Below are 23,303 nucleotides of genomic sequence, written 5' to 3'. Positions count from 1 at the left end.
GGAAAAAATATTTAATCTAACAACTTACCGGCAGTATCAATGTCTTCGTTATAACCGAATAACTTTGTACTTTTAAGACGATCCACATAAAGAACTCCGAACAGGTGATCGCACTCGTGTTGTAATACAATGGCTCGGTAACCTTCAATGATTTCTTCATGTTCTTCGAAATTTTCATCTCGCCATTTCATTCGGATTTTATCTGGTCTTTCCACATAACCACGCATACCAGGAACAGAAAGACAACCTTCCCAAAATCCATCCCCAGGCCCCGAAAGTGGTGTTATTTCTGGATTGAGGATGATTTGGTTCGGAACTTCTGGTGTTCCTGGATACCTTTCGTTCTCATCGTCCTGGCCAACAACAACCAATTTTTTTAAGACACCGATTTGGGGGGCAGCAAGGCCCACACCATCAGCATGACGCATGGTTTCGAACATATCTCGAATCAGTTTTTTGAAATCCTTGGTTTGGATTTCGGATTCAGTAACGTCTTCGCTGGTTTGACGTAGTAAGGGATTGCCAATCTTGAGGATTTTTCTAACAGCCATAATCTTATATGGAATAGATTGGAAAAGGTCACTGATTGATCAAGTGATCTCCTATCCAAATGAAAAAGAATTTGACAGGGGAGGGTTAGAACGCTGAAATCTCGGGAGGGATTTTGGAGACGAGGGGAATCGAACCCCCGACCTTTTGAATGCCATTCAAACGCTCTCCCAACTGAGCTACGTCCCCTTGTGCTAATCCAAGGTGAGTGACCGCGTTTGCTTGTCAACAGAATCCCAAAATGGCTAAGGAACCAGAGATTTTATGGGACAAGATACGGTAGAAGAACTGACTAAAAAACTGAAAATCCAATCGGATATCATCAAAGGCTATGAAAAGGTTCTTAGACTAAACGAACAAGAATTAGCAAACGCAGATGAGATCATTCGTATGTATGAACAGATTATTGATTACTCTCGAGTGGAACTCAGAGAAGCTAAAGAAACCGTTCAAGCAAGTTCGATGGTCTCTAATCTCAGTCGAGATGAACTCATGTCAGCTTTTGATAAAATTAAATCATTGGAAGATGCAAATCGTAAACTAAGAGAAGAATCACTAAAATTTAACAAAGATTAAACCATTGAAACCCAATTCCCTTCCGCCAATCATCCGAAAAAATGAAGAAGGTGGATTCTATCTTTCTTCTTCTTCTGAATTGGATGACTTGTACCATTTTATACTGGGTCAAGCAAAACGACTTGTTTCTGCTAAATCGGCGGCCTTCTACTTTCGCAACGAACGGGGAAACTTAAGTCGTTTTGGTTTGGTGAATGATAAATCCAGTGTGGGTTCAGTTGCCAAACATGTTTTTAAAACTCGCAAAAGTATTCTCATAAAAAAAGGAACTCACCTAAAGGATACAGACGGACCAGTTGGTGAATCTTATATTGCCTGTTATGTGGGTGATGAAATCGGCGATTTGGCACTTGGCGTTCTTGTTTTAGAAGGTATCAAACATTTTCAAAATTTTTCTGAACAAGATTTGGATCTAATCAATTACTTTAGTGCTAATTTGAATGCACTATTTAAAGATACTGTTCTTTCTGAAGCAGAACCACAATTTTTTAACTCCCTTACTACATCCATTTTACTACTCATAGACAACGCTAATATCCATAACAATAACAATAGGCTCCAATACTTTTTAGAAGAGATCATTCGTGTTGCTGTTCTCATCAACACAAGTGTAGACTTGGAACATGTTCTCGTTATGGTGATGGAATCGGCAAAATCAGTGTTTCGTACGGAAGCGAGTTCTTTATTATTGTTAGATGAAAGAAAAGAATACCTAATCTTTCATACAGTGACAGGTGAAAAACGCGAAGAAGTGGCAAAAATTAAGGTTCCTGTTGGGCAAGGAATTGCGGGAACGGTCGCTGTTACTAAACAACCGATGATCATCAACGATGCTCAAAACGACAACCGAGTCTTCCGGGATGTGGACAAAGCTTCCAATTTCATTACGAGGAATATTCTTGCAAGTCCACTGATTGTAGGTGATGAGGTGATCGGCGTAATCGAAGCCATCAATACCATCGATAGAAATAATTTTAGCCAAGATGATATAGATACTTTTTTGTCTTTTTCCAGTGCCTGTGCTGTTGCGATTCAAAAAACGAGGCTTCTCGAAAACTTAAATGAAACCAACTTAGAACTCAAACAAAAACTCAGCACTTTAGAATCTATCTTTGATTTGGGACAAGCAGTGCTTGAATCTCATGATGAACTTGGGCTCATGTCCAAAACTTTAAGTATTCTCACCAAAGAACTGTCATGTGAAGATGCAGGTATGGTGATCATTGAAGAAAAAAATAAAAACAGAATTCAGGTTTATGCAAGGCAACTGGGAATTGTGAGAGAGTCTTTTTTCCCAATGCAAGAGAGTCGGCTTTTTTTAAGTCTTATGGAGTCGGGAAATCCTCGTATGGCTGTGGTGTCCTCACAACTAGAGGAATCCTTTTTGGAATTAGAGTTTTATACTTTAAAGAAAAACTTTCTCATCCTTCCCATTGCTCCTCGGGGTGGAAATTTAAGAGCCGCATTATACGTAAGTGGAAAACAGTCGGCTCATTCCTTCAATGAAACTGACCTTCGTATGTTGAAGACCCTTTCTTCACCGCTGGCAAAGGCTTATGAAAACTTACGACTCAATCAAGAGATCATCACCAAAAAATCCATTGAAAAAGAAATCGAAATTACTCGAAAAATCCAAAATAATATTTTACCGAATTCTTTATTACAATCTCCACTTTTTGATTTGGGTGTGATGTCTGTTGCCGCCAAAGAAGTGTCAGGTGACTTTTATGATTTCCATTCTTTTGGAGATGACCAGTTTTCTTTTTTAGTGGCTGATGTTTCTGGGAAAAGTTTACCCGCAGCCATTTTTATGGCAATGTCTAGTTCCATCATTCGCACCCTTTCCCGGACAACGGATCTTTCACCTTCCGAACTTTTATTTCGTGCCAACCAATTGATTTATGAGGATTCCCAATCGGGAATGTTTGTGACTTTATTTCTCGTAAACTACCAAAGGCGGACTCGAACCTTAAAGTTTGCATCTGCCGGTCATAATGACCAAATTTGGATTCGTAAAGATGGAAGTTTTGAACTCCTCAAAGGGAAGGGGGCGCCACTCGGTGTTGTTCCACATACCAACTACCAGGGTGGTGAAATCCAAATTGAACCTGGAGATATCCTAGTTTTTTATACAGACGGAGCCATTGAGGAAAAAAACCCGGATGAAGAGGAGTATGGCCTCGACCGGTTTATCGAATTTATCATAGAAAGAAGAGAAGAATCCTCTCAAAAAATCGTGGAAGAGGTCTATGATGACATTCGAAAGTTTTCTAGGTCCGAAGAACAATACGATGACTTTACTGTTATGATCCTCAAATTTGCGGAAGTGGTTAGTTTTGAAATTTCTCGGATTTTCCCTGCAGTTCCAGACGAGATTCCAAAACTTCGCGATTTTATTTCTGAACATTTAGAAGGCAAAATCACAAAACCCTTTGCTTTCGATGATATTCTTATATCTTTGGATGAAGCAGCGACCAATATAGTCATGCATAGTTACAAAGATACGGAACTAAACCATCCTAGTTTCGAATGTAGATTGGAATTGTTAGGGGACAACCTTAAGGTTGTTCTCATCGATGAGGGGAAACCCTTTGACAGAAAAAAAGTTCCTAAACCTTCCGTAGAAGCCAATGTAAAAGGGGAACGGAAGGGCGGATTTGGCGTTTATCTAATGGAGACTCTGATGGACAAAGTGTCCTATGACTTCAACGGGAAACAAAACATAACCTATTTGGAGAAAACGATCGTATGAACGAAGACAAAATTGGAATCCATTCGGAAGCAATTGGTGACAAGTTGGTTGTACATGTCCAAGGCAATTTGGACGTTCACAATACACATAAAATAGAAAAGGACTTAATGGCCCTTGTCGGTGCGGCAGGAAAACCAGTCATTTTCAATTTAAGTGATGTTCCCTTTATCTCTTCTGCAGGACTTCGGTTGCTCGTCACAACACTACGCCTTTGCCAAGAGCAAAAAATAAGCATTTCTATCTGCGGTCTTCAACCTGCGGTAGAGAAAGTATTCGATATCATTGGAATGCAGCAGCTATTTACAATTTATCCTGATTTGAGCTCTGCTCTGAAGTAAAAATCACTTTTCTAAGTGATCCTAGACAAAACATTGGAAAAAAACTTATGGAAACCAAGCAGTATTCCCTAAACAACCCGTTTAAAGAAACCAAGGCTCCGGAAACTCAAACCGGAATTTATGATGATGCTCTCAAACTAGGAAAGGAACTCATTGAAAAACCTTTCCTAGGAGGCGGAGAAGATAGAATCCGCGTCCAACACTCCAAAAGCCGTATGACGGTTTGGGAGAGAATCAAAGTCCTTACCGACGAAGAACCTAACATTACTTACCAAAACTGGGGACCAAATTTCGATGGTGCCTCGATTGTAACAGGAATTTTAAATATCAAAGGTCGCGATGTTGCGGTCTACGGACACGACTTCACTCTTCGTGCTGGTTCCATGGATGCAACGAACGGTAGCAAACTGGCCCGTCTCATCCAAATGGCTGGAACTCACGGAATCCCTCTCATTGGGATGAACGATTCTGCAGGTGCCTATGTACCGGCGGGAGTGGGTGGACTCGACGGTTATTCGGAGGCCTTTACCGCACTTCGTAAGATCAGTGGTGTGGTTCCTTCCGTTATGCTCATGTTTGGTTTTAACGCAGGTGGTGGAGCTTATCTCCCTCGCCAAGGATCTTTTATGATCCAATGTGATGGAACCTTCTTTGGACTTACAGGTCCCGGTGTTGTGAAGTCTGTTCTTGGTGAAGATATCTCGGCTGAGGATTTGGGTGGACCAAAAGTTCACGGACAGTCCGGTGTAGTAGACCTTGTTACCAATGATGAACTTGGCTCACTCAGAACTGCCATTCGCCTTCTTTCCTATTTACCAGACAATAATCATAGTTTTGCGCCGTTTTATCCTACATCGGATCCAGTGGACAGGTTCATTTACGAAGAAGACATTCTTTTCCGTAAGACCTTTAATTCCCCAACAGGGATGAACACTCCATTTGATATTACTTTGTATTTACAACAAATCTGTGACCATGGTGAGTTCTTTGAATTACAACCACAAAGAGCAAGAAACATTGTAACAGCGTTTGGTCGAATTGGTGGACATGTAGTTGGTTTTCTTGCCAACAACTCTGCTGTTTCTTCCGGTCAGATTGATATCGGTGCTTCTCGTAAGGGAACTCGTTTTGTAAGATTCTGTAACTTATACAATATCCCTATGGTTTTTGTAGAAGATACTACAGGATTTTTACCAGGACGTGACCAAGAACATAATGGTATTGTTCTCGAAGGTAGAAAACTTCTAGATTCCATCATTGATCTTAGAACTCCAAGACTCACTCTCATCATTCGTAACGCCTTTGGTGGAGCTTATGCAACATTTAACTCTTATTTTACGGGAGCTTCGATGGTGTTTGCTCTCCCTACTGCAAGAATTGCAGTAATGGGTCCTGCAGGAAAAGAGTATGTTTACAAAGACGAAATCACAACCATCCAAAAAGAATTTTTGGCCAATGTGAAAAAAGGAATGAGTGAAAAAGAAGCAAGCGCCGTTCGTGATGGCAAACTTTTCGAAATCGGACAACGATACGAAAAGGAACTCATGAATCCAAAAGAAGCACTTTCTCTTGGTTCTGTTTCTTCCATCATTTTGCCAGGCTACACAAGAAATGTATTATCTAAAAACTTGAGTTTCCTGATGTCCAAATACAAACCGGCGGAAATGTCCGGTCCTCAAAGGGAGTTTGAGTAATTTCCATGTTAGATAAGAATTTAAAACGCATTCAATTCCAAGAATCCGAATCTGCATGGATTCGGTCTTTCAGTGTGGAATCGATCAAATGTCTCATCGTATGTCGTGGTCCTGTTCGTAAGGAGACTATGGATGTTTTTGATGCCATTGGTGTGAAGGAATATGGAATTCTACTTTCTGAAAAAGATTCCATCGTTTATCCGAAGGCTCTCGCTCCTGAACTTCGTAACTTTCGATTCCCCGAAAACATCCACCGCGTTCCTGATTATATGGGCGCTGGTAAAGAAGAGAAAGAACAAAGGATCCGCCAAATCATTGGGATCACCAAAGAAAATGGGTACACTCATATCTTTGCTGGTTACGGATTTATGGCAGAAGATGCCGAATTCATTGAAGCCATTGAAAAAGCTGGAATCACTTTTATGGGACCAAGTTCCCATGTGGCGAAAGGTGCTGGTGCCAAAGACGAAGCAAAAAAACTTGCAAGAAGTCTAAAAGTATCTGTAACTCCTGGGGTTGATAATATCACAGCTCTTGCTTTACTTCGTAAAACGGGCAATTCAAAAGACGGGCTCCTTAAAGTTGCTAAAGAAAATAACTTAAATTTTTCTTTTAATGATTCAAGATCACTTGAAGACAATGCAGAAGATTTACTCCAACTTTCTTATGAAAAAACCATAGACATCACTTCGATCCCAGACTTACAAAAAGAGTCTGCGATTCTTTGTGAAGACATTTGGAAACAATACCCTGGAAAACGAATCCGATTCAAATACATCGGTGGTGGTGGTGGAAAAGGGCAACGTGTCATCGGTGAAAAATCAGAAATTGATGCAGCCGTTATGGAAATCCTTGCAGAATCCAAAGTCACTGCTGTTGGTTCTAATAGAAACTTTCTAATTGAACTTAACATCGAAAACACCCGCCACAACGAAATCCAACTCATCGGTAACGGGGAGTGGTCTTTGTCTCTTGGTGGTCGTGATTGTTCTTTGCAAATGCACGAACAAAAACTTTTGGAAATTTCGCAGACTGTGGAATTACTCCAAAAAGAAGCAGATTCCGTTCGTTCCACAAATTCTAAAAAAGCAGCTATCTTGGATAAAGATGTACAAACTTTAAAAGATATGGAAAACCAAGCAGAGGTGTTTGGTAAAGCCATTCGTTTGAATTCTGTTTCAACTTTTGAATGTATTGTAGAAGGAAATAGTTTCTTCTTTATGGAAGTAAACACGCGGATTCAGGTAGAACATCGGGTTACTGAGATGGTATACAAAATGAAGTTTACCAATCCCAATGATCCGAATGATATTTTCTACATTGATTCCCTTGTGGAAGCGATGGCGGTTCTTTCTATTCATGGACCAAGAGTTCCAAAACCAGAACGTATTGTTCGCAATGTATCCGGCGCGGAAGTTCGAATCAATGCGACTAACCGTGCTCTCCAACCTCACGCAGGTGGGATCATCCAAAACTGGTCGAATGCCCTTCCTGAAGAGATTCGAGATGACCAAGGGATTTGTACTCGTAACCCAGACACGGGAGCTTTTGTTCACTACAACCTAGCGGGTGCCTACGATTCCAACGTGGCTCTCATCGTTTCTTATGGAACTAGCCGAACAGAGAACTTAGAAATTTTAGGAAATATCCTTCGCAAAACTGAGCTTAGAGGTCAAAACCTAGAAACAAACTTACTTGTTCATTACGGACTCATCCAGTGGATTTTGGGTAAGGATGCTATGTTCAAACCATCTACGGCATTTATGATTTCGTATTTGGCAGGTATCGGAGCTTTACAATCCATCATCAATGATTTGGATTTAGAATATCTTTGGTCTGAAAAAACAAAAGCGGCAGACGCAGATCTCAAAAAAGTCCTAAACAAAAAAATGACTCTTGTCATTCGACCTATGGAACGTCTTCTCGCGAACCCACATTTACTCGGTGGATTTCTCGGATACTTCGATGGGAAACTTTGGACTCGCACGGGAAACAATTTGGCTTTCAGTGAGAACCCAATCCAATTTTTAGATTCTTTATATTACTATTTGAATCTAGATACAACGGAAGAAAAAGCAAGTTCCGAAAAAATTTGGGATCACGATGCCAATTTACTTTTGGAAGCCAAAGCATTTTATTCCGAATTATCGAATCGAACGGGTCTTAGTTCTTGGAAAGAATTATCTGAGGCTCTCGCGAAAGGTAAAAATCCATCGAAGGCACTTTCTGAGGATCTTTGGAATGCATCTGTTGCAAGTCATAATGGCTTTCAAGCCGGTCTCGAAACGTTACTTTTGCTTCCTAAAATCGGTATCAAATCAAACTTCTTTGGTTTGGATGTGAATGCAGATTTGGATGGTGTGGTTCCTGATGAATTTAAAAGCAAAGATACAAGAGATGCTTTTATCAAAACACTCAACCCTCCGCCAAAAATGTCTGGGGACGAAATTGTGGCACCAATGGGTGGAATGTTCTATTCCAAGGAAGCTCCGAATTTACCAACTCTCATCAACGAAGGGGATCATTTCCAAGCAGGACAACCACTCTTTATCATTGAAGTTATGAAGATGTTTAACAAAATTCTAGCTCCAGTGAGTGGAACCATTGTGAAAAATTTAATGGTGGATTCTGATGGAAAGATTGTTTCGAAAGCACAACCTATCTTCAAAATCAAACCAGACGAAATTCTAAAGGAAGAATCTCCTGAAGAAATTCGATCTAGAAAAGTAAAGGTAACAAAAGAGTTGGGTTTAGGTTAATCAACCGTAACCCACAATTGTTTTGTAAATTTCAGAGAGAGGTAGGATGTGATCAACTCCTCCTCTCTTAATAGCTTCCTTCGGCATCCCAAACACAACAGAAGTTTCCTCGTTTTGAGCAATGGTTTCTGCCCCCGCTTCTTTCATTTCATGTAATCCGGATGCACCATCATCTCCCATCCCTGTCATAATGATTCCTTTGGCATTTTTACCGGCTTGTCTTGCTACGGAACGAAAGAGTACATCTACAGACGGTTTGTGGCGGTTTACAAGAGGACCATCCATCACTTCCACAAAATACTGTGCCCCGGATCGACGAACGGTCATATGGCGGTTTCCTGGTGCGATAAGGGCAAGGCCACGAACAATGCGGTCTCCATCTTTTGCCTCTCTCACACTAATATCACAAATGGAATCCAATCGATTGGCAAAGGTTTCCGTAAATTTTTCTGGCATATGTTGGACAATAACAATTCCAGGTGTTTTGTCTTTTGGCAATTTTGTCAGCACTTCTTCCAAAGCAATGGTTCCACCGGTGGATGTTCCAATCGCAACAATCTTCTCCGTTGCTTGTAGTTGAGAGATATCTTGTTTTTTTTCTGTTTTGATAGAAAATTGTTTTTTGTCAGATAAGGAGGGTAATGTTTTTAAAGAAACAGAAGCAGCGGCAATCACTGCATCTGTGAGCTCAATTGTCGATTCATGTAAAAAATCTTTTAATCCAATTTTTGGTTTGGTAATGATATCAATGGCACCTAGGCTCATGGCAAACATTGCTGTATCTGATCCTTCTGTAGTTAATGTGGAACAGATAACAACAGGTGTAGGTCTTTCCGACATGATTTTTTTTAAAAAAGACAATCCGTCCATTCTTGGCATTTCGATATCCAAAACAATGACGTCAGGCCAATCGTTATTCATTTTGTCTAATGCAAAAATAGGGTCGGAAGCACTTCCTAAAAACTCAAAACTAGAATCTTCTTTGAAAATTTCAGCTAATACCTGTCTTACGACGGCCGAATCATCAATTACAAATACTTTGATTTTTTTCATAAAATTATTTTTTCTCTACCCAAACTTCGCCATCCCAAACTGTAAAATAGATCTTTCTAGATAAAGTTCCACCAATGTCTTCGGATATAATTTTAAATTCATTTTCTTTTAGAATTTTTTTAGCAAACTCAATATTCCGTGATCCAACATGTGAAGTAGAACTATCTTTTAGAATTTCTCTTTCTTCGTGGAGGAACATATTGGATCCTCCGAAAATTTTAGCATAAAACTCATTTGGTTTTGATTTTTGTTTTTTAATTTCTGTTAAAAAAAACGTAACAGCATCTTGGCCATATTTATGCGTTTTTTCAGAGTGAATGTCAGCAGGAGTGGGTAAGAGGTAGTGGCACATCCCCCCGATATGGCGAGTGGGGTGCCACAAAACAATGGAAACACAGGATCCAAGTAAAGTACGAACTCTAAATTCGGCCCCGCCGAAAAATATTTCCCCGGGGTTCAAAAACCGGTCTGTAACTTCTTTGGGTGAGTCCATTTAAGTAACATTGGACGAAGTTTCTTGGATGGCTTGTAACTCAGATAGCTCCAAAATTTGATTCACCTTTAAAATAATCACAAATTTGTTATCTAATTTTCCGAGCCCTTGGATAAAATCCAATCGGATTTTAGAGCCGAAACTTGGAGGTTCTTCGATGGATTCAGGTGTAATGTCTACCACTTCGTTTACAGCATCTACAAGGAGTCCGACATCAATGGTTTCTGTTTCAAGTTTGATTTCGGTGATGATGATGCAGGTTTTACGAGTGGTTCCTGTTTTCTTTTTGTAGAATCTTGTATTGAGATCGATGACTGGCACCACGTTTCCCCTGAGGTTAATCACGCCAGGAATGTAATCTGGCATCATGGGCACGTGAGTCACCGATTCAAATTCGATGATCTCTTTGATGTACAAAATTCCCAAACCAAAAAGTTCTTCTGAAATGAGAAAGGTTAAGTATTGGAGTTCCTGCATATGGATATCCTATTTAATACTTTTGAAACTTATCTGTTTCATCCGACGGGTTTGCCTTCCTATTACCTGGTATTGGTTGTCTCCCCGATGATTTTGCAACAGGTTTTGATTGTCTTGTTTCTAAACTCGCTTGGAAGGCACTTTGTTTTCCCAATTTAAAGAAACTAATGGAGGAGAGTAGTTTCTCTGCTTGAGCCTGGAGTTCTTCGGCAATTGCTGCTAATTCTTCTGAAGCAGATGCTGATTGTTGAGAGACTTGGTCGAGTTGTCCCATGGCTTTATTGACCTCGTTCACACCCGAGGACTGCTCTTGACTTGCCGCAGTGATTTCTTGAACAAGATCTGCAGTTTTATTGATGGCTGGAACTATTTCCTCAATGAGTTTTCCTGCTGATTCTGCAATTTGCACAGAAGTTCCAGCTAGGCTTCCAATTTCATTTGCCGATTTTTGTGAACGTTCTGCTAGTTTTCTAACTTCAGAAGCGACAACAGCAAATCCTTTTCCATGTTCTCCGGCTCTTGCCGCCTCAATCGCTGCATTTAATGCAAGTAAGTTGGTTTGATAAGCAATATCTTCAATAATAGAAATTTTATCTGCAATTTCTTTCATTGCGGATACCGTATTCCTTACCGCTTCCCCACCTTGTTTTGCATCTTTTGCCGATTTGGTGGCAATGGTATCTGTTTGTTTTGCATTTTCTGCATTTTGATCGATGGAGGCACCCATTTCTTCTAAGGATGCAGAAGTTTCTTCTACAGATGCTGCTTGTTCACTTGCTCCTTGTGAAAGGGTACTTGCGGTTGATGCAACTTCGTCGGCAGCATTCACCAATGCATCGGTATTGGTTCTTACATCGTTTATGATATCCACCAGTTTTTTTGAAGTATTGTTAAAGGAGTCCCTTAGTTTTGCAAATCCTCCATCGTAATCATTAGTGATGAGTTGAGTTAGGTCTCCATTTTCTAATGCTGCCAGACCAATCACCAGGTCGTCTACAATGCGAGCTGTTTCGATTGCGATGTTTTTTTGGTCAGTGATGTCTGTTGCAAATTTGATTACTTTATAAGGTTTTCCATTGAGATCAAGGATAGGGTTATAGGTTGCTTGGAGCCAAACTCCTTTTCCTCCCTTGCCGATCCTTCTATATTCTGCCGTTTGATACTCCCCTCTGTTGAGTGTTGCCCAAAACTGACGGTAGTCTTCCGAATTGACCATGGAAGGTTCCACAAACATTCGATGGTGTTTCCCTGCAATTTCTTGTAAGCTATATCCCATTGTTTTTTGAAAGATATCATTGGCAGTAATGATCGTTCCATCCATATTGAATTCGATGGTTGCCTGTGCTTTATTGATGGCTTCAATTTGGCCGATAAATTCTCTCACTTGTTTTTTGTTTTCAGTGATGTCTGTGGCAAATTTAATCACTTTATAAGGTTTACCGTTGGCATCTAGGATCGGTGTGTAAGTTGCTTGGAGCCAAACTTCTTTTCCATTTTTACCAATTCGTTTGTATTCAGCCGTTTGAAATTCTCCTCGGCCGAGAGATGCCCAAAATTGCCGATATCCTTCCGAATTTGCTTCTTGGGATTCGACAAAAATTCGATGGTGTTGCCCTTTAACTTCAGTCAGGTTATAGCCCATTAAATTTAAGAAATTCTCATTCGCATGAGTAACTGTTCCATCCATATTGAATTCGACAGTTGCTTGTGACCTGTCAATGGCTCTTGAATTTGCGTTGGATTCCGTGACATCGGCCCACTCCACAACACTGCCTAATCTTTCTCCACTTGGAGTGATGATAGGATTGGCAATCAAACTGAACTCTCGGTTACCAATTTTAATACTGGTTTTGTGTTCGGAAGTAAAAGTACCTAGTAGTTTTCTTTGGTGGCTTGGATCTTTATGATAACCATCAATATTACTTCCCATTAAATCTTTTAGTGAAAAATTACGAATTTGAGTTTTGATGTCTGCTTCCGATTTGGCAAACATAGTATGAATGGCTTTATTCATATACACAACGTTCAAATCTAAATCGGAAATCATCACATTCGTTGATACACTATCAAGTGCAGTTTTGATTTGAATGGCATCCTTTAAAGGTTTTCCCATTTGTTTTCGTAAAAGTAATAATAAAACCGCTGTGATAAAAACAAAGATTCCACCGGAAATAACGATTGGTAAAAATTTTTCTTTTGGAGAGTTTGATTCGTTTGTATTTTCCGAAAGGTTATCCTTTGCGAGTTGTACATTCCAATGAGAAATGGAATTAGAATAAGATTTCCATAACTGTGGTAATGACGATTTAATGAGGTCTTTTTTGGAAAGATCTTCTGGTTCGTTCAAATACACCTGAATGTTTTTGACATAGTTGTCTTTTTCTGTAGTGAGAACCTTTAAAATGGAAGATTCCTCTTTAGAGGAGGGAAGGGCGGAAGTCCGTTCGAAGGAGGAGTTTAGTTTTTCTAAATCGTATTTTATTTTAGCAACTAAAGTTTTATCCAGTTCTTGGGATTGTAAGATAGTAAAAAGATCAGACTGAATGGATTGGCTTAAGTTCCAAACCGTTTCTAGTGTTTCCTGTTTTTGAATTTGATTTTTTTTGGTTTCTTCTGAGGGAAAAGAGTCTGTTAATGTTCCCCAAGAATAAAAGGAAGTCCAAATCACAAACAGTAAACCCGTAAGGAAAAAAACTATTAGTGTTGTGTTTATCTTATTATTTTTCATATCATCCTCATTTATATAATCTTTCGTTTTCAATCGCTATGGTTCTTTCAAAAAGAGAAGGAATGTCTATGATAAGAGCGACATTTCCATCTCCTAAAATACTTGATCCACTCACACCTTTTACATGTCGAAATACGGAACCCATTGGTTTGATTACCGTTTGGTATTCTCCGAGCAGTCGTTCTACAACGATCCCTGCTTTTTTTTCTCCATTTCTAACAATGACAATGTTCTCGCGTAATGTATTCCCGACGGAGTCTGTTGGATAATAGTCTCTTAATCGGAGAAAGGGAATCAAATTCCCTCTAAGGGCAAAAAATTGATTGGAATCAGTTTTGTTGTCATCTGTAAAGTGTAAACATTCCAAAACCATATCCATCGGAATGATGAATTGGTTTTGTCCAACCGCTACCAAAAATCCGTCGATAATGGCTAAAGTTAATGGCAACCTAAGGATGAAACGACTTCCTTGATTGGGCGTGGATTTGACTGTGATGGCACCACGTAGTGACTCTATGTTTTGAAGTACAACATCAAGGCCCACACCTCGACCAGAAACATTTGTAATTTGAGAGGCAGTGGACAGACCTGGATGGAATAGAAGTTTAAATATTTCTTCTTCCGAATCAGGTATGGAACCAGAAACGAGACCTTTATCGATGGCCTTTTGCCATACCTTTTCCTTTTGAATACCATTGCCATCATCCGTAATTTCAATAACTACACTTCCTGCTTCATGATAGGCATTCAGTTTGATTGTGCCTTGTTTCGGTTTCCCTTTTTTTTCTCGTTCTTCCGGGGTTTCCAATCCATGATCACAAGCGTTTCTCACTAAATGGGTTAGAGGATCACCTAACTTCTCTACTATGTTACGGTCTAGTTCGGTTTCATTACCTTCAGTGATGAGTTTGATATCCTTTCCAAGTTCTTTTCCTAGGTCCCTGACCGTTCTTGTATACTTTTGAAAACTATCTCCAATGGGAACCATTCGCAGTTTGAGAGAAATTTCACGAACTTCATTAAGGAGTCTCATAGCAAGAATGGAAGACTCTTGTAGGTTTGAATCTTCTGTAAATCCAATGAGTTGGTTCATATTGGCACAGGAAACAACAAGTTCACCCACTCGGTTGATTAGGTTGTCGATTCGTTTGGAATCGACCTTAATCGTTGCCGATTTATTTTGATCTTTGATTGGATTTGCTGAAAGTTTTGTTTCTGCTACTTCTTGTGCCTGAACTTCTAAAGAAGACAGTTTTGTGCCAAAGTTGACTGAAGAGGAAAAGCCTGTTTTCCGCGATTTTAATTCTTCAAAGTAATGGATTAGGCTAATGTCTGTTAGGATTCCGATCTCTTTCCAAATATTGCCAAGTAATATTTCTTCTTCTGGGAGTTGTCCCGAAAGGTCGGCAAGGTCTTCGATGGTTGATCCCTGCGGTAGAACATGTAAAAAAGAATCATTTTCAATAAAATTGAAAACTTTTCGAACTGTTTCTAAATCAGAATCAGAAACCAAATGGATTTCGAATCCCAAATAACAAGATTCAGGGTCAAACTCTTCCCAGTGAGTAACAATTTCAGAAATAGTTTTTAAAGAATGAATGGATCCTATCTTTTTTAAATATCCAATGAATGAAATAGGGTCCAAACCTTGGGAAAAGACATTTCGGTTGGGTCGAAAGGAAATTAAATATCCTGGAATTCTATAACTAGAATTTGGTTCCGAAATCGGACTTTTAGAAAAATCCTCTTTCTTTGTCATTCCACTTTCTTTTTCATCTTCGTTTCGAATTTGATTAGAATCTTTTTTTGCAAATACACTGATATCCCCCTTTTGAAAGGGTTTCATCATTTCCAAAATGGAATTTCCGTTTGCGATTTTTGAATCAGGGATTTTACCTTTGGTTTCCTCGGAAACTAAATAAGAGAGATGGTCTTTGGCATTGAGTAAAATTTCTGTCAGTTCAGATTGGAAGGGGATTTCGTGAGAACGTAACTGGTCTAAAAGATTTTCTACAACATGGGTGAACTTTACAGTAGACTCGAATCCAAACATTCCTGCCGTACCTTTGATGGTATGAACTGCTCGGAAAATTGCATTTAAATCATCATCGGAAGGACTAGAAACTTCAGTACGAAGAAGGATTGCTTCCATATCTCGAAGAAATTCTTCGGATTCAACTAGATAGGCATCTATAACCTCTGTTAAATCCATTATCCGACTTTCCTCGTTCCATATCTAAATTCTACTTCACCAGAATGTTCTTTTTTTACTTTAACTCGGTCTCCAAAAAAACTAACAAGTCCCAATATATCTAAAACCTTAAGCACAGCGAGCGAATGGTTTTTGAGTTGAAGGGACTGATGTTTTTTTTCACTTAAGACTTTTAAATACATTAGAAGTTGGATACCCGCCGAATCAATTCTTTGAATTGCACTTAGGTCCAATTGAATGATTTTACCTTGGGTGTCCGTCCAAATTTCAGAAAGTTTCCTCCATTCCTGAACGAAGGGTACAGTTAAATACCCTTGCCAAACGATTTCGAAACCTGAATTGGATTCTCGAAGGGTCTGGACTGGTTCCATAGTTAAGGTAGTAGTTTGGAAATCGTGTCTAACAACTCTTCGGGAGAGAAGGGTTTTGTGAGCCAAGCTTTTGCACCAGCATCCATTCCCTGTTGTTTCTTTTCAGGTTGGGATTCTGTGGTCAACATGATGATTGGTGTGAACTTATATTTAGGATTTTCTTTAACCTTTTTGATAAAACTAATTCCATCCATATTTGGCATATTCATATCAGAAACAATCAAATCCACTTCGTTCGTTTCTAATTGTTTTAAACCTTCTAATCCATCACCAGCTTCAATCAAATCAAAGTTAGCGTTTTTTAGGTGTACTGAGATAATCTTTCGAAATACTGCAGAATCATCAATAATCAGAATTTTTCTATTCATGGTTTGTTTCCTTTTCGTTTTTGATTGGTAAAAATATTTCGGCGATGATACAGTCTGCTTTAACTTCCGTAGTGTGATCAATGGCATTTCGAATGAAAAACATTCCATTATGCCTGTGAAGAATAAAATCAACCATAGTTAAACCAAGACCTAAACTAAATTTTTCTTTTGAATAAAAACTTTCCACAGGTGGATGGATTCGATAGAAAGGTTCCACTAGTTTTTTTTCAACTTGGGTTAATTGTTTTGCATATTCATCTTCGATGATATTGTTTTTGGCTGATAAACAGAAATAACCGTCAACAAAAGTGACAAAAACATCAAAGTGAGATTTCTTTTTGGAGTATTTGAGCCCATTGGTGAAAACTTCGTGAATTGCCACTTTCATCGCTTCAATATCAAGATCGAGGTATACAGATTGTTTAACTACCGGTAGATTTACTTTTAGTTCGCGTTCTGCAATTTCATCTTTGAACGTTTCTACAAGGGAAGGTAATAGTTCGAGTAGGTGTTCACTTTTTGATCTTACTAAGTTTGTAGGGTTTTGAATGATATCAACGGCAAGGTCTAGGCCAGACATCATCGCCATGTTATGTTCATGATTTTCATACAATAAATCCCAAAACTCTTTGTTGATCGAATAGTCGTTTCCCTTATCCACTTTTATTTGTTGGATGGAATCAATGATCGTAGACATAGCACCAAGTCCCGACCCTTGCATCAAAGTTGTTTTTAGATTTAAAATGGAATGTAACTCGGAATTGATTTCATTTGTTTTTCGATGTGATTCTTTATAATTCAACCATTCTAATTGGCTTTTGAGTTCTTTTGATTCCTCATCAATGAGAAGAAATTCCATTCTTTTTAAATAGACGTATTCTAATGCTTTTTCCAAACGATCTGATACAATTTCTACGTGAAGGGGTTTTAAAAGATAATCATAGACACCGAGTTTCATTACCTCGATGATTTCTTCCGTCTGGTCGATGGCGGTTTGTACAATAAATACAGCGGACGGTTCTAGTTTTTTTCTTTCTTGGATGAATGATTTTCCATCGAGAACTGGCATCATCAAATCCACCAAATAAAGGCTATATGGACGTTTTGCAGCCATCTCCAAGGCGATTTTTCCATCCTCGGCGATATCTGTCTCCATTCCGATTCGTTTGCAAATGGCATCTAAAAGGACTTGGTTTTCCTTTTTGTCCTCAATGATTAGGATAGGTTCCTTAGGGCGCCTTAGGTGTTCCTTCGTCCGAGTCGGAGTGGGTTTGTTTGAATTTACGTTCGATTCCACCATATAGATTATCGGAAATCCTAAGGGAGAATTCTACAGGGTTCAATTCCTTTATTTTATAATTTCAGGTAACTTGAGTTTAAAATTAGATCCTTGGCCCACTTGGGAAACAAGTTCCAAACTGCCACCAAGTCGGATGGCAAGTCCCTGTGAAATAGAAAGTCCAAGCCCTGTTCCTTCTATTTTTCCGTCATCGTTTAACCGAGTGAAGGTATGAAAAATACGATTTTGATCTTCTTCGGAGATCCCTGGGCCGAAATCACGTACAGAAATAGTCAATAAGTCATGAATCCATTCACAATCTACTTCGATATAGGGTTGATTTGCGTATTTGATCGCGTTAGAAAGTAAATTGAGCAGGATTTGTTGGATCTTTCCTGAATCCGATGTTAGGGGCTTCGATTGGATGGGGGGACGAAAACGAATGTCCATCCCCTTTGCATTCGCTTGTGGTTGGATTAATTCTAAAGTTTGGCGACATATATCTTCTGGTTTAAACGTTGTTATTTGGATCTTAATTTGTCCAGATTCGATTTTCATCAAATTTAGGATTTCGTTGATCATATTTAGAAGTCTGGTTCCACCCGTATAAATATAATTTAAATATTCTTTCCCTGTTTCGTCTGTGGCTGGTAAGTCGATGAGTTTCGAAAATCCAATAATCGAATTTAAGGGAGTGCGAAGTTCGTGGCTCATATGTGCTAAAAATTCAGTTTTGACTTTGTAGGCTCTTTCTAGTTCCTCTTTGGTTTTTGTGAGATCCAAGGTTCTTTCTAAGACCAAAGACTCTAAAGTAGATTTATAACGATTTAGTTCTGTAATATCCATATCTCTTTGTACAAAAAGGCCCATCCACCGACTTACTGATTGGTAAATCATAAGATTTTCAGGATGGATAGGGGAGTTTTGTTTGTATTTTAGAAATCCCATGACACCTAAAAACCGTTTTTCAAAACGTACTGGAATGAGAAGGAGGGTTTCTGCTTTTGTTTGGTCAAAGAACCATTTCTCTCTTGTTAGAGCTTTGTCTCGAGCGAGGTAAATACTTTTTTCTTTTTTTAATTTGTGAACCCAACGACCAAGTCCTAAATCATACCAATCAGCGTTGTGGAGTTCTTTTGGTAACGGAGGGTATTTTGTAGTTTTCCTTTCGTTGACCCAAACATGGAACTTGTCTATATTTTCAACGGGTTCGTATTTAAGAAAAAAAATGGAGTCCATTTCCGTGAAATATAACAGTTGATAAAGGGCATGTGGTAATCCATCTCGAATGGATGGCTGTTGGATGAGAATTTGAATGGATGAGGCAACCCCTAATTCAAATCGTAACCGCCAAGCAATTTCCTCTTCTTGTCGTTGTTTGGTGGTGATATCTTTGATGGAAAACTTTGTGTATTCCTTGTTTTCGTTTTGCCCAGGGAGATTGAATTTACCAAAAGAAGATTCTAATATAATTCCATCTTTTTTGTAAATGAGTTCCCTTGAAAAATTAGTATTGTCTATTTTATTCGTAAGGAAACCATCTAAATCAAATCCAGATTCTAAGGATTCAAAGAGTTGATTCTTTAGAATGAATTCAAATTTTTTTGTGATCTTATCAATGGATAGGATACTGGTTCCTGAGTCGTCTCCTTCGAGTGAGGCTTTGAGAAGTGACCAAGGATCCAAATCCATACTAGTATTGTTTGAGAAGTTCTTTGGGCAGTCTGAAACTCATAGTATCTTCTCTGCTTGCAGGAAAGAGGGATACTTTGGCATCGGGAAAGTGTTTCAAAATTTCCCCGACAATTTCGTCTACAAGGACTTGGGGGCTAGAGGCACCAGCCGTAATTCCAAGTATTTTAATTTTGGAATTTTTAATGTGATCGGGATTCACGTCTTCCTTCCGTGAAATTTGAAAGCTGTCAGGTCTTGTTTTTTTGGCCAATTGGCAAAGTCTTACAGAGTTGGATGAGTTTTCAGCTCCAATCACAAGCATAGCATCTACTGATTCCAACATAGATTGAACTGCTTCCTGTCTTTCTGTCGTCGCATAACAAATATCATCTTTTTGTGGGTGTTCTACATAAGGGAAAACTTCTTCGATTTTTTTTACGATACTCTTTGTATCCGCTACAGAAAGTGTGGTTTGCATAAGATAAGTAAGAGGTTTGTCTTTTGTAATTTTACCTTTTAGGTTTTCTACATCTTCCGGAGATTCCACTAAAAACATCTCCGCCTCTCCCATGGTCCCGATGGCTTCGTCATGACCCCTGTGGGCAATGTATATGATTTGGTGTGAGTCTTTGATATTTCGGGCTTTTTTATGTACCCTTGTCACTAGGGGGCAGGTGGCATCCCCAATTTTCATTTTCCTTTCTGTGGCTTCCTTTACCACTTCGGGGGAAACTCCGTGAGCGGAGAATACAACGGTAGCTCCATCGGGGACTTCTGAGAGTTCACTAATGAAGCGGATTCCTTTTTTCTTCATCTCTTCTACAACTCTTTGGTTATGGACAATTTCTTTGCGAACGTAAAGAGGGGTCTCAGGATTTTCCTGAAAAGCCGTTTCCACATAGGAGATGGCATATTTCACTCCGGCACAAAATCCTCGGGGGTTCGCTAAATAAATGGTCTCTAACACGTCAAAAGCCTGCCTTTTTCTGAAATCCAATTCCATAGAATTCCTAGGACATATTTTAGAAAAGGGGAAGTTCTATTTTTATTCAAATTTTATTTCTTTTTCCCTATTATCCTCCCTACCGGAATGACCGATCCTTATCTTGAAAGGGCCAAGGATGGCCTCTTCGAAAATTCATCAATTTTTCGGGCTTCTGGTGAAAACCTGAAGTGGCGAAGGAACGGATTCAAGGAGGAACCCGGATGATTATCAACCACAACGTAAGTGCGATCTTTGCACACAGAACTTTGAAGTCTAACGACGCGAACCTGAGCAAAGATATCGAAAAGTTGTCTTCTGGTATGCGTATTAACAAAGCCGGAGATGACGCATCTGGACTTGCAGTGTCTGAGAAAATGAGAACTCAGATTGCTGGTCTTCGACGTGCAGAACAGAATACTGAAGATGGTATGTCCCTCATTCAAACGGCGGAAGGATATCTTCAAGAAACACACGAAATCGTTCAACGTGTTCGTGTACTCGCGGTGCAAGCTGCGAACGGTATCTACTCGGAAGAAGATAGACAACAGATCCAAGTCGAGGTTTCACAGCTAGTGGACGAGATCGATCGTATTGCTTCTCAAGCAGAATTCAACAAAATGAAACTGCTTACAGGAGCTTTTGCTCGTCTCAACCCAACTGCTAGTATGTGGTTCCATATTGGAGCTAACATGCACCAAAGAGAGCGCGTGTACATTGAAACAATGAACACTGCGGCATTGGGATTAAGAAACCCTACGGTTCTTACTTTCATCTCTCTTTCGACTGCAGGTAAAGCAAACTCCGTAATCGGACTTTGTGATGATGCCCTAAGAGTGATCTCTAAACAAAGAGCTGACCTTGGTGCTTATTACAACCGTATGGAGCATGCTGCGAAAGGACTTATGAATGCTTATGAAAACACACAAGCTTCTGAGTCTCGTATCCGTGATACTGACATGGCTGAACAAATGACCAGCTTCACGAGATACCAAATCTTAACTCAGGCTGCAACATCAATGCTTGCGCAAGCAAACATGAAGTCTCAGTCAGTGATGAGATTGCTCCAGTAATAGGATAAGAGAAACCAACGGCCTGGGCAGGGTGGTTGGGGCCCGCCTTTGGTTTCTCGATTTTCTTTTTTCATCTCAACTTACTCTCAGATATTTCTTTTTCACCTTCATTCATTTTTGAAATAGATTCGGTTTTTCGCTGATTCCTCTACAAATAAGGTGACTTATTTTTGTTTTATTTTCAGGAACACTTCCGTTTTCATTTTTTTTAAATCAAAAGATAAATTCATTCTCCAAAATTGGAACTTACGTTTTATTAGAAATTGTGAGTATAATAAATGAATTTAGATATTGATTCCGCCTACAATGTGATCCAATCGATTGTTTTGAAAACTCCTCTTCAATTTCATACAAAACTATCAGAAAGTTTTGGTGCTCATATTTATATCAAAAGAGAGGACTTACAAGTAGTTCGTTCTTATAAAATTCGAGGAGCCTACAACTTAATTCAAAGTTTGAATTCAGAAGAAAGGAAACAAGGTGTGGTTTGTGCGAGTGCAGGCAATCATGCACAAGGGGTCGCTTTTTCTTGTAAACTGTTGAATCTCCATGGAGTGATTTATATGCCAGGTGTCACTCCTAAACAGAAAATCAATCAGGTAAAGATGTTTGGTGGGGACTGGATCGAAATTGTCCTTGTGGGCGATACCTTTGACGAATGTCAATTGGTTGCTCTTGAATTTGCTCGTGCTAATAAGAAGGTATTCATTCCTCCTTTTGACCATGTTAAAATTATGGAAGGTCAAGGTACTGTTGCCAAAGAAATTTTAGAAGAAGAATCTAATATTGATTATGTGTTTGTTCCAGTTGGAGGCGGGGGGCTCTGTGCCGGAGTTGGAAGTTATTTTAAAAGCCATTCTCCAAATACTAAGATTATTGGTGTGGAACCCTTGGGTGCTCCATCTATGTCGGAAGCCCTCAAACAAGGGAAACCTGTGACTTTGGAAAAAATTCAAAAGTTTGTGGATGGAGCCTCTGTTAAAAAGGTAGGAGATCTCACTTTCCCAATTTGTAAAGAAGTGTTGGCTGATATGTTGCTTGTTCCAGAAGGAAAGGTAAGTTCTACTCTTCTAAAACTATACAATGAAGATGCAATCGTAGCAGAACCTGCTGGAGCTCTTAGTATTTCGGCTCTTGAGCAATATGTAGATCAAATTCGCGGTAAAAAGGTCGTTTGTATCCTGAGTGGAGGAAACAACGACATTGATCGGATGCAGGAAGTTAAGGAACGTTCCCTTTTGTATGAAGGCCTAAAACATTATTTTATCGTAAGGTTTGCTCAAAGACCCGGAGCCCTTAAACAATTTGTAAACGAGATTCTTGGACCAACCGATGATATCGTCCGGTTTGAATTCATTCAAAAAAATAATAAAGAATCAGGCCCGGCATTGATTGGGATAGAATTAAAATCTAGGGATGATTTCCGAACTTTGTTGGAAAGGATGGATGCCTTCCATCTCAATTACACTTTGGTCAACCAAGATGAAAATCTTTTTGAATATTTAATCTAGATAAAGTGATTTAATGAAATAATATTCGTTAGTTGTTTTGACATTCCCCAGTTTCATTGAATTCTTAAATTGGTGTTTGTTTTTGATTTCGTTGTATAGAAACTCCACTGTTTTTATATAATTTTCAGGAAATCCCTAAAGGATTCTCGAAATCGTTCGATATCTTTAGTGATTGAATGATCGCCGTACAGCTAAAAAGCCCGGAGTGATTGCCGGGCTTTTTTGCATAAAGATGAACTTTTAAAAATAAAAAAAAGTGATTCCAAGAATTGATTTTATTTTTCTTTGATACTGTGGTAAACAGGCGTTATTGGGTGGCGGGTGGATAACCCCACCCAGTTCGATCAGGGCGGGGATAGTATACCGTTGTATCACCTCCACAAACAAACCAGCGACCTTCTCCTTTATTAAAAC

At 39.2% G+C, this 23,303-nt stretch carries 18 protein-coding genes and 1 tRNA gene; 7 read left to right on the top strand and 12 right to left on the bottom strand.

Annotated elements, in window-relative coordinates:
- Positions 1-11 precede the first annotated feature (11 nt).
- Together def and EHQ49_RS14960 are read right to left on the bottom strand one after the other, a co-directional pair.
- Complete coding sequence (gene def / locus EHQ49_RS14965) at positions 12-551, bottom strand: peptide deformylase (RefSeq protein WP_135580450.1); 540 nt, start codon at positions 549-551, stop codon at positions 12-14.
- A 114-nt stretch (positions 552-665) separates the two neighbouring features.
- Positions 666-738 (bottom strand) — tRNA-Ala (locus tag EHQ49_RS14960).
- A 75-nt stretch (positions 739-813) separates the two neighbouring features.
- On the opposite strand from EHQ49_RS14960, the gene EHQ49_RS14955 reads away from it, so the two are divergent.
- Genes EHQ49_RS14955 through EHQ49_RS14935 form a run of 5 tightly spaced genes read left to right on the top strand, consistent with a single transcriptional unit; the run spans position 814 to position 8,668 of the window.
- Entirely contained in the window at positions 814-1,125 is a 312-nt protein-coding gene (locus EHQ49_RS14955) for a hypothetical protein (protein WP_015682429.1), read from the top strand.
- A gap of 4 nt (positions 1,126-1,129) precedes the next feature.
- The gene (locus EHQ49_RS14950; protein WP_135580449.1) at positions 1,130-3,877 is read left to right on the top strand and encodes a SpoIIE family protein phosphatase; all 2,748 of its coding nucleotides are present in this window, start codon (positions 1,130-1,132) and stop codon (positions 3,875-3,877) included.
- On the top strand, positions 3,874-4,215 hold the full coding sequence (locus EHQ49_RS14945) for an STAS domain-containing protein (RefSeq protein WP_135580448.1): 342 nt from the start codon (positions 3,874-3,876) through the stop codon (positions 4,213-4,215). The genes EHQ49_RS14950 and EHQ49_RS14945 overlap by 4 nt, the downstream gene beginning before the upstream one ends.
- A 47-nt stretch (positions 4,216-4,262) precedes the next feature.
- Positions 4,263-5,909 carry an acyl-CoA carboxylase subunit beta gene (locus EHQ49_RS14940; protein ID WP_135580447.1) on the top strand — a complete coding sequence of 549 codons (1,647 nt, stop codon included), beginning with the start codon at positions 4,263-4,265 and terminating at the stop codon, positions 5,907-5,909.
- 5 nt (positions 5,910-5,914) lie between these two features.
- Positions 5,915-8,668 carry an ATP-binding protein gene (locus tag EHQ49_RS14935; RefSeq protein ID WP_135580446.1) on the top strand — a complete coding sequence of 918 codons (2,754 nt, stop codon included), beginning with the start codon at positions 5,915-5,917 and terminating at the stop codon, positions 8,666-8,668.
- Here the strand turns inward: EHQ49_RS14935 and EHQ49_RS14930 are convergent, their stop codons facing one another.
- From EHQ49_RS14930 to ispH, 10 genes are read right to left on the bottom strand one after another with little or no spacing between them, the layout of a single operon-like run.
- Positions 8,669-9,721 carry a protein-glutamate methylesterase/protein-glutamine glutaminase gene (locus EHQ49_RS14930; RefSeq protein ID WP_135580445.1) on the bottom strand — a complete coding sequence of 351 codons (1,053 nt, stop codon included), beginning with the start codon at positions 9,719-9,721 and terminating at the stop codon, positions 8,669-8,671.
- 4 nt (positions 9,722-9,725) lie between these two features.
- Positions 9,726-10,214 carry a chemotaxis protein CheD gene (locus EHQ49_RS14925; protein WP_135580444.1) on the bottom strand — a complete coding sequence of 163 codons (489 nt, stop codon included), beginning with the start codon at positions 10,212-10,214 and terminating at the stop codon, positions 9,726-9,728.
- The gene (locus EHQ49_RS14920; protein WP_135580443.1) at positions 10,215-10,691 is read right to left on the bottom strand and encodes a chemotaxis protein CheW; all 477 of its coding nucleotides are present in this window, start codon (positions 10,689-10,691) and stop codon (positions 10,215-10,217) included.
- Between the two features lie 13 nt (positions 10,692-10,704).
- Positions 10,705-13,419, bottom strand: coding sequence for a methyl-accepting chemotaxis protein (locus EHQ49_RS14915; RefSeq protein WP_135580442.1), 2,715 nt, complete (start codon positions 13,417-13,419; stop codon positions 10,705-10,707).
- A gap of 7 nt (positions 13,420-13,426) precedes the next feature.
- Positions 13,427-15,631 (bottom strand): chemotaxis protein CheA, encoded by a 2,205-nt coding sequence (locus EHQ49_RS14910; protein ID WP_135580441.1) that lies wholly within the window; start codon positions 15,629-15,631, stop codon positions 13,427-13,429.
- Positions 15,631-16,002, bottom strand: a complete 372-nt coding sequence (locus tag EHQ49_RS14905) for an STAS domain-containing protein (protein ID WP_135580440.1) — start codon at positions 16,000-16,002, stop codon at positions 15,631-15,633. Before EHQ49_RS14905 ends, EHQ49_RS14910 begins: the two co-directional genes overlap by 1 nt.
- A gap of 2 nt (positions 16,003-16,004) precedes the next feature.
- A complete protein-coding gene (locus EHQ49_RS14900; RefSeq protein ID WP_135580439.1) occupies positions 16,005-16,370 on the bottom strand; it encodes a response regulator in 366 nt (121 codons plus the stop codon).
- Positions 16,363-17,670, bottom strand: a complete 1,308-nt coding sequence (locus EHQ49_RS14895) for an ATP-binding response regulator (protein ID WP_135580438.1) — start codon at positions 17,668-17,670, stop codon at positions 16,363-16,365. Before EHQ49_RS14895 ends, EHQ49_RS14900 begins: the two co-directional genes overlap by 8 nt.
- A gap of 48 nt (positions 17,671-17,718) precedes the next feature.
- Positions 17,719-19,341 carry a sensor histidine kinase gene (locus EHQ49_RS14890; RefSeq protein WP_135580437.1) on the bottom strand — a complete coding sequence of 541 codons (1,623 nt, stop codon included), beginning with the start codon at positions 19,339-19,341 and terminating at the stop codon, positions 17,719-17,721.
- 1 nt (position 19,342) lies between these two features.
- Positions 19,343-20,290 carry a 4-hydroxy-3-methylbut-2-enyl diphosphate reductase gene (gene ispH, locus EHQ49_RS14885; protein WP_135580436.1) on the bottom strand — a complete coding sequence of 316 codons (948 nt, stop codon included), beginning with the start codon at positions 20,288-20,290 and terminating at the stop codon, positions 19,343-19,345.
- Between the two features lie 239 nt (positions 20,291-20,529).
- Here ispH and EHQ49_RS14880 point away from each other — a divergent pair, with 239 nt between their 5' ends.
- Both EHQ49_RS14880 and ilvA read left to right on the top strand, forming a co-directional pair.
- Positions 20,530-21,378 (top strand): flagellin N-terminal helical domain-containing protein, encoded by an 849-nt coding sequence (locus tag EHQ49_RS14880; protein ID WP_002974229.1) that lies wholly within the window; start codon positions 20,530-20,532, stop codon positions 21,376-21,378.
- Between the two features lie 278 nt (positions 21,379-21,656).
- Complete coding sequence (gene ilvA, locus EHQ49_RS14875) at positions 21,657-22,889, top strand: threonine ammonia-lyase IlvA (protein ID WP_135580435.1); 1,233 nt, start codon at positions 21,657-21,659, stop codon at positions 22,887-22,889.
- Positions 22,890-23,303: the final 414 nt, after the last annotated feature.

Source organism: Leptospira perdikensis (assembly GCF_004769575.1).
In the GTDB taxonomy this organism is placed as follows: domain Bacteria; phylum Spirochaetota; class Leptospiria; order Leptospirales; family Leptospiraceae; genus Leptospira_A; species Leptospira_A perdikensis.
The sequence above is the reverse complement of the archived record's forward strand: the minus strand, read 5'-3'. Positions and strand labels throughout refer to the sequence as shown.

Coding starts and splice junctions, on each gene's coding strand:
- def (WP_135580450.1), bottom strand. CDS start 551: ATGGCTGTTAGAAAAATCCTCAAGATTGGCAATCCCTTACTACGTCAA.
- EHQ49_RS14955 (WP_015682429.1), top strand. CDS start 814: ATGGGACAAGATACGGTAGAAGAACTGACTAAAAAACTGAAAATCCAA.
- EHQ49_RS14945 (WP_135580448.1), top strand. CDS start 3,874: ATGAACGAAGACAAAATTGGAATCCATTCGGAAGCAATTGGTGACAAG.
- EHQ49_RS14940 (WP_135580447.1), top strand. CDS start 4,263: ATGGAAACCAAGCAGTATTCCCTAAACAACCCGTTTAAAGAAACCAAG.
- EHQ49_RS14935 (WP_135580446.1), top strand. CDS start 5,915: ATGTTAGATAAGAATTTAAAACGCATTCAATTCCAAGAATCCGAATCT.
- EHQ49_RS14930 (WP_135580445.1), bottom strand. CDS start 9,721: ATGAAAAAAATCAAAGTATTTGTAATTGATGATTCGGCCGTCGTAAGA.
- EHQ49_RS14925 (WP_135580444.1), bottom strand. CDS start 10,214: ATGGACTCACCCAAAGAAGTTACAGACCGGTTTTTGAACCCCGGGGAA.
- EHQ49_RS14920 (WP_135580443.1), bottom strand. CDS start 10,691: ATGCAGGAACTCCAATACTTAACCTTTCTCATTTCAGAAGAACTTTTT.
- EHQ49_RS14915 (WP_135580442.1), bottom strand. CDS start 13,419: ATGAAAAATAATAAGATAAACACAACACTAATAGTTTTTTTCCTTACG.
- EHQ49_RS14910 (WP_135580441.1), bottom strand. CDS start 15,631: ATGGATTTAACAGAGGTTATAGATGCCTATCTAGTTGAATCCGAAGAA.
- EHQ49_RS14905 (WP_135580440.1), bottom strand. CDS start 16,002: ATGGAACCAGTCCAGACCCTTCGAGAATCCAATTCAGGTTTCGAAATC.
- EHQ49_RS14900 (WP_135580439.1), bottom strand. CDS start 16,370: ATGAATAGAAAAATTCTGATTATTGATGATTCTGCAGTATTTCGAAAG.
- EHQ49_RS14895 (WP_135580438.1), bottom strand. CDS start 17,670: ATGGTGGAATCGAACGTAAATTCAAACAAACCCACTCCGACTCGGACG.
- EHQ49_RS14890 (WP_135580437.1), bottom strand. CDS start 19,341: ATGGATTTGGATCCTTGGTCACTTCTCAAAGCCTCACTCGAAGGAGAC.
- EHQ49_RS14880 (WP_002974229.1), top strand. CDS start 20,530: ATGATTATCAACCACAACGTAAGTGCGATCTTTGCACACAGAACTTTG.
- ilvA (WP_135580435.1), top strand. CDS start 21,657: ATGAATTTAGATATTGATTCCGCCTACAATGTGATCCAATCGATTGTT.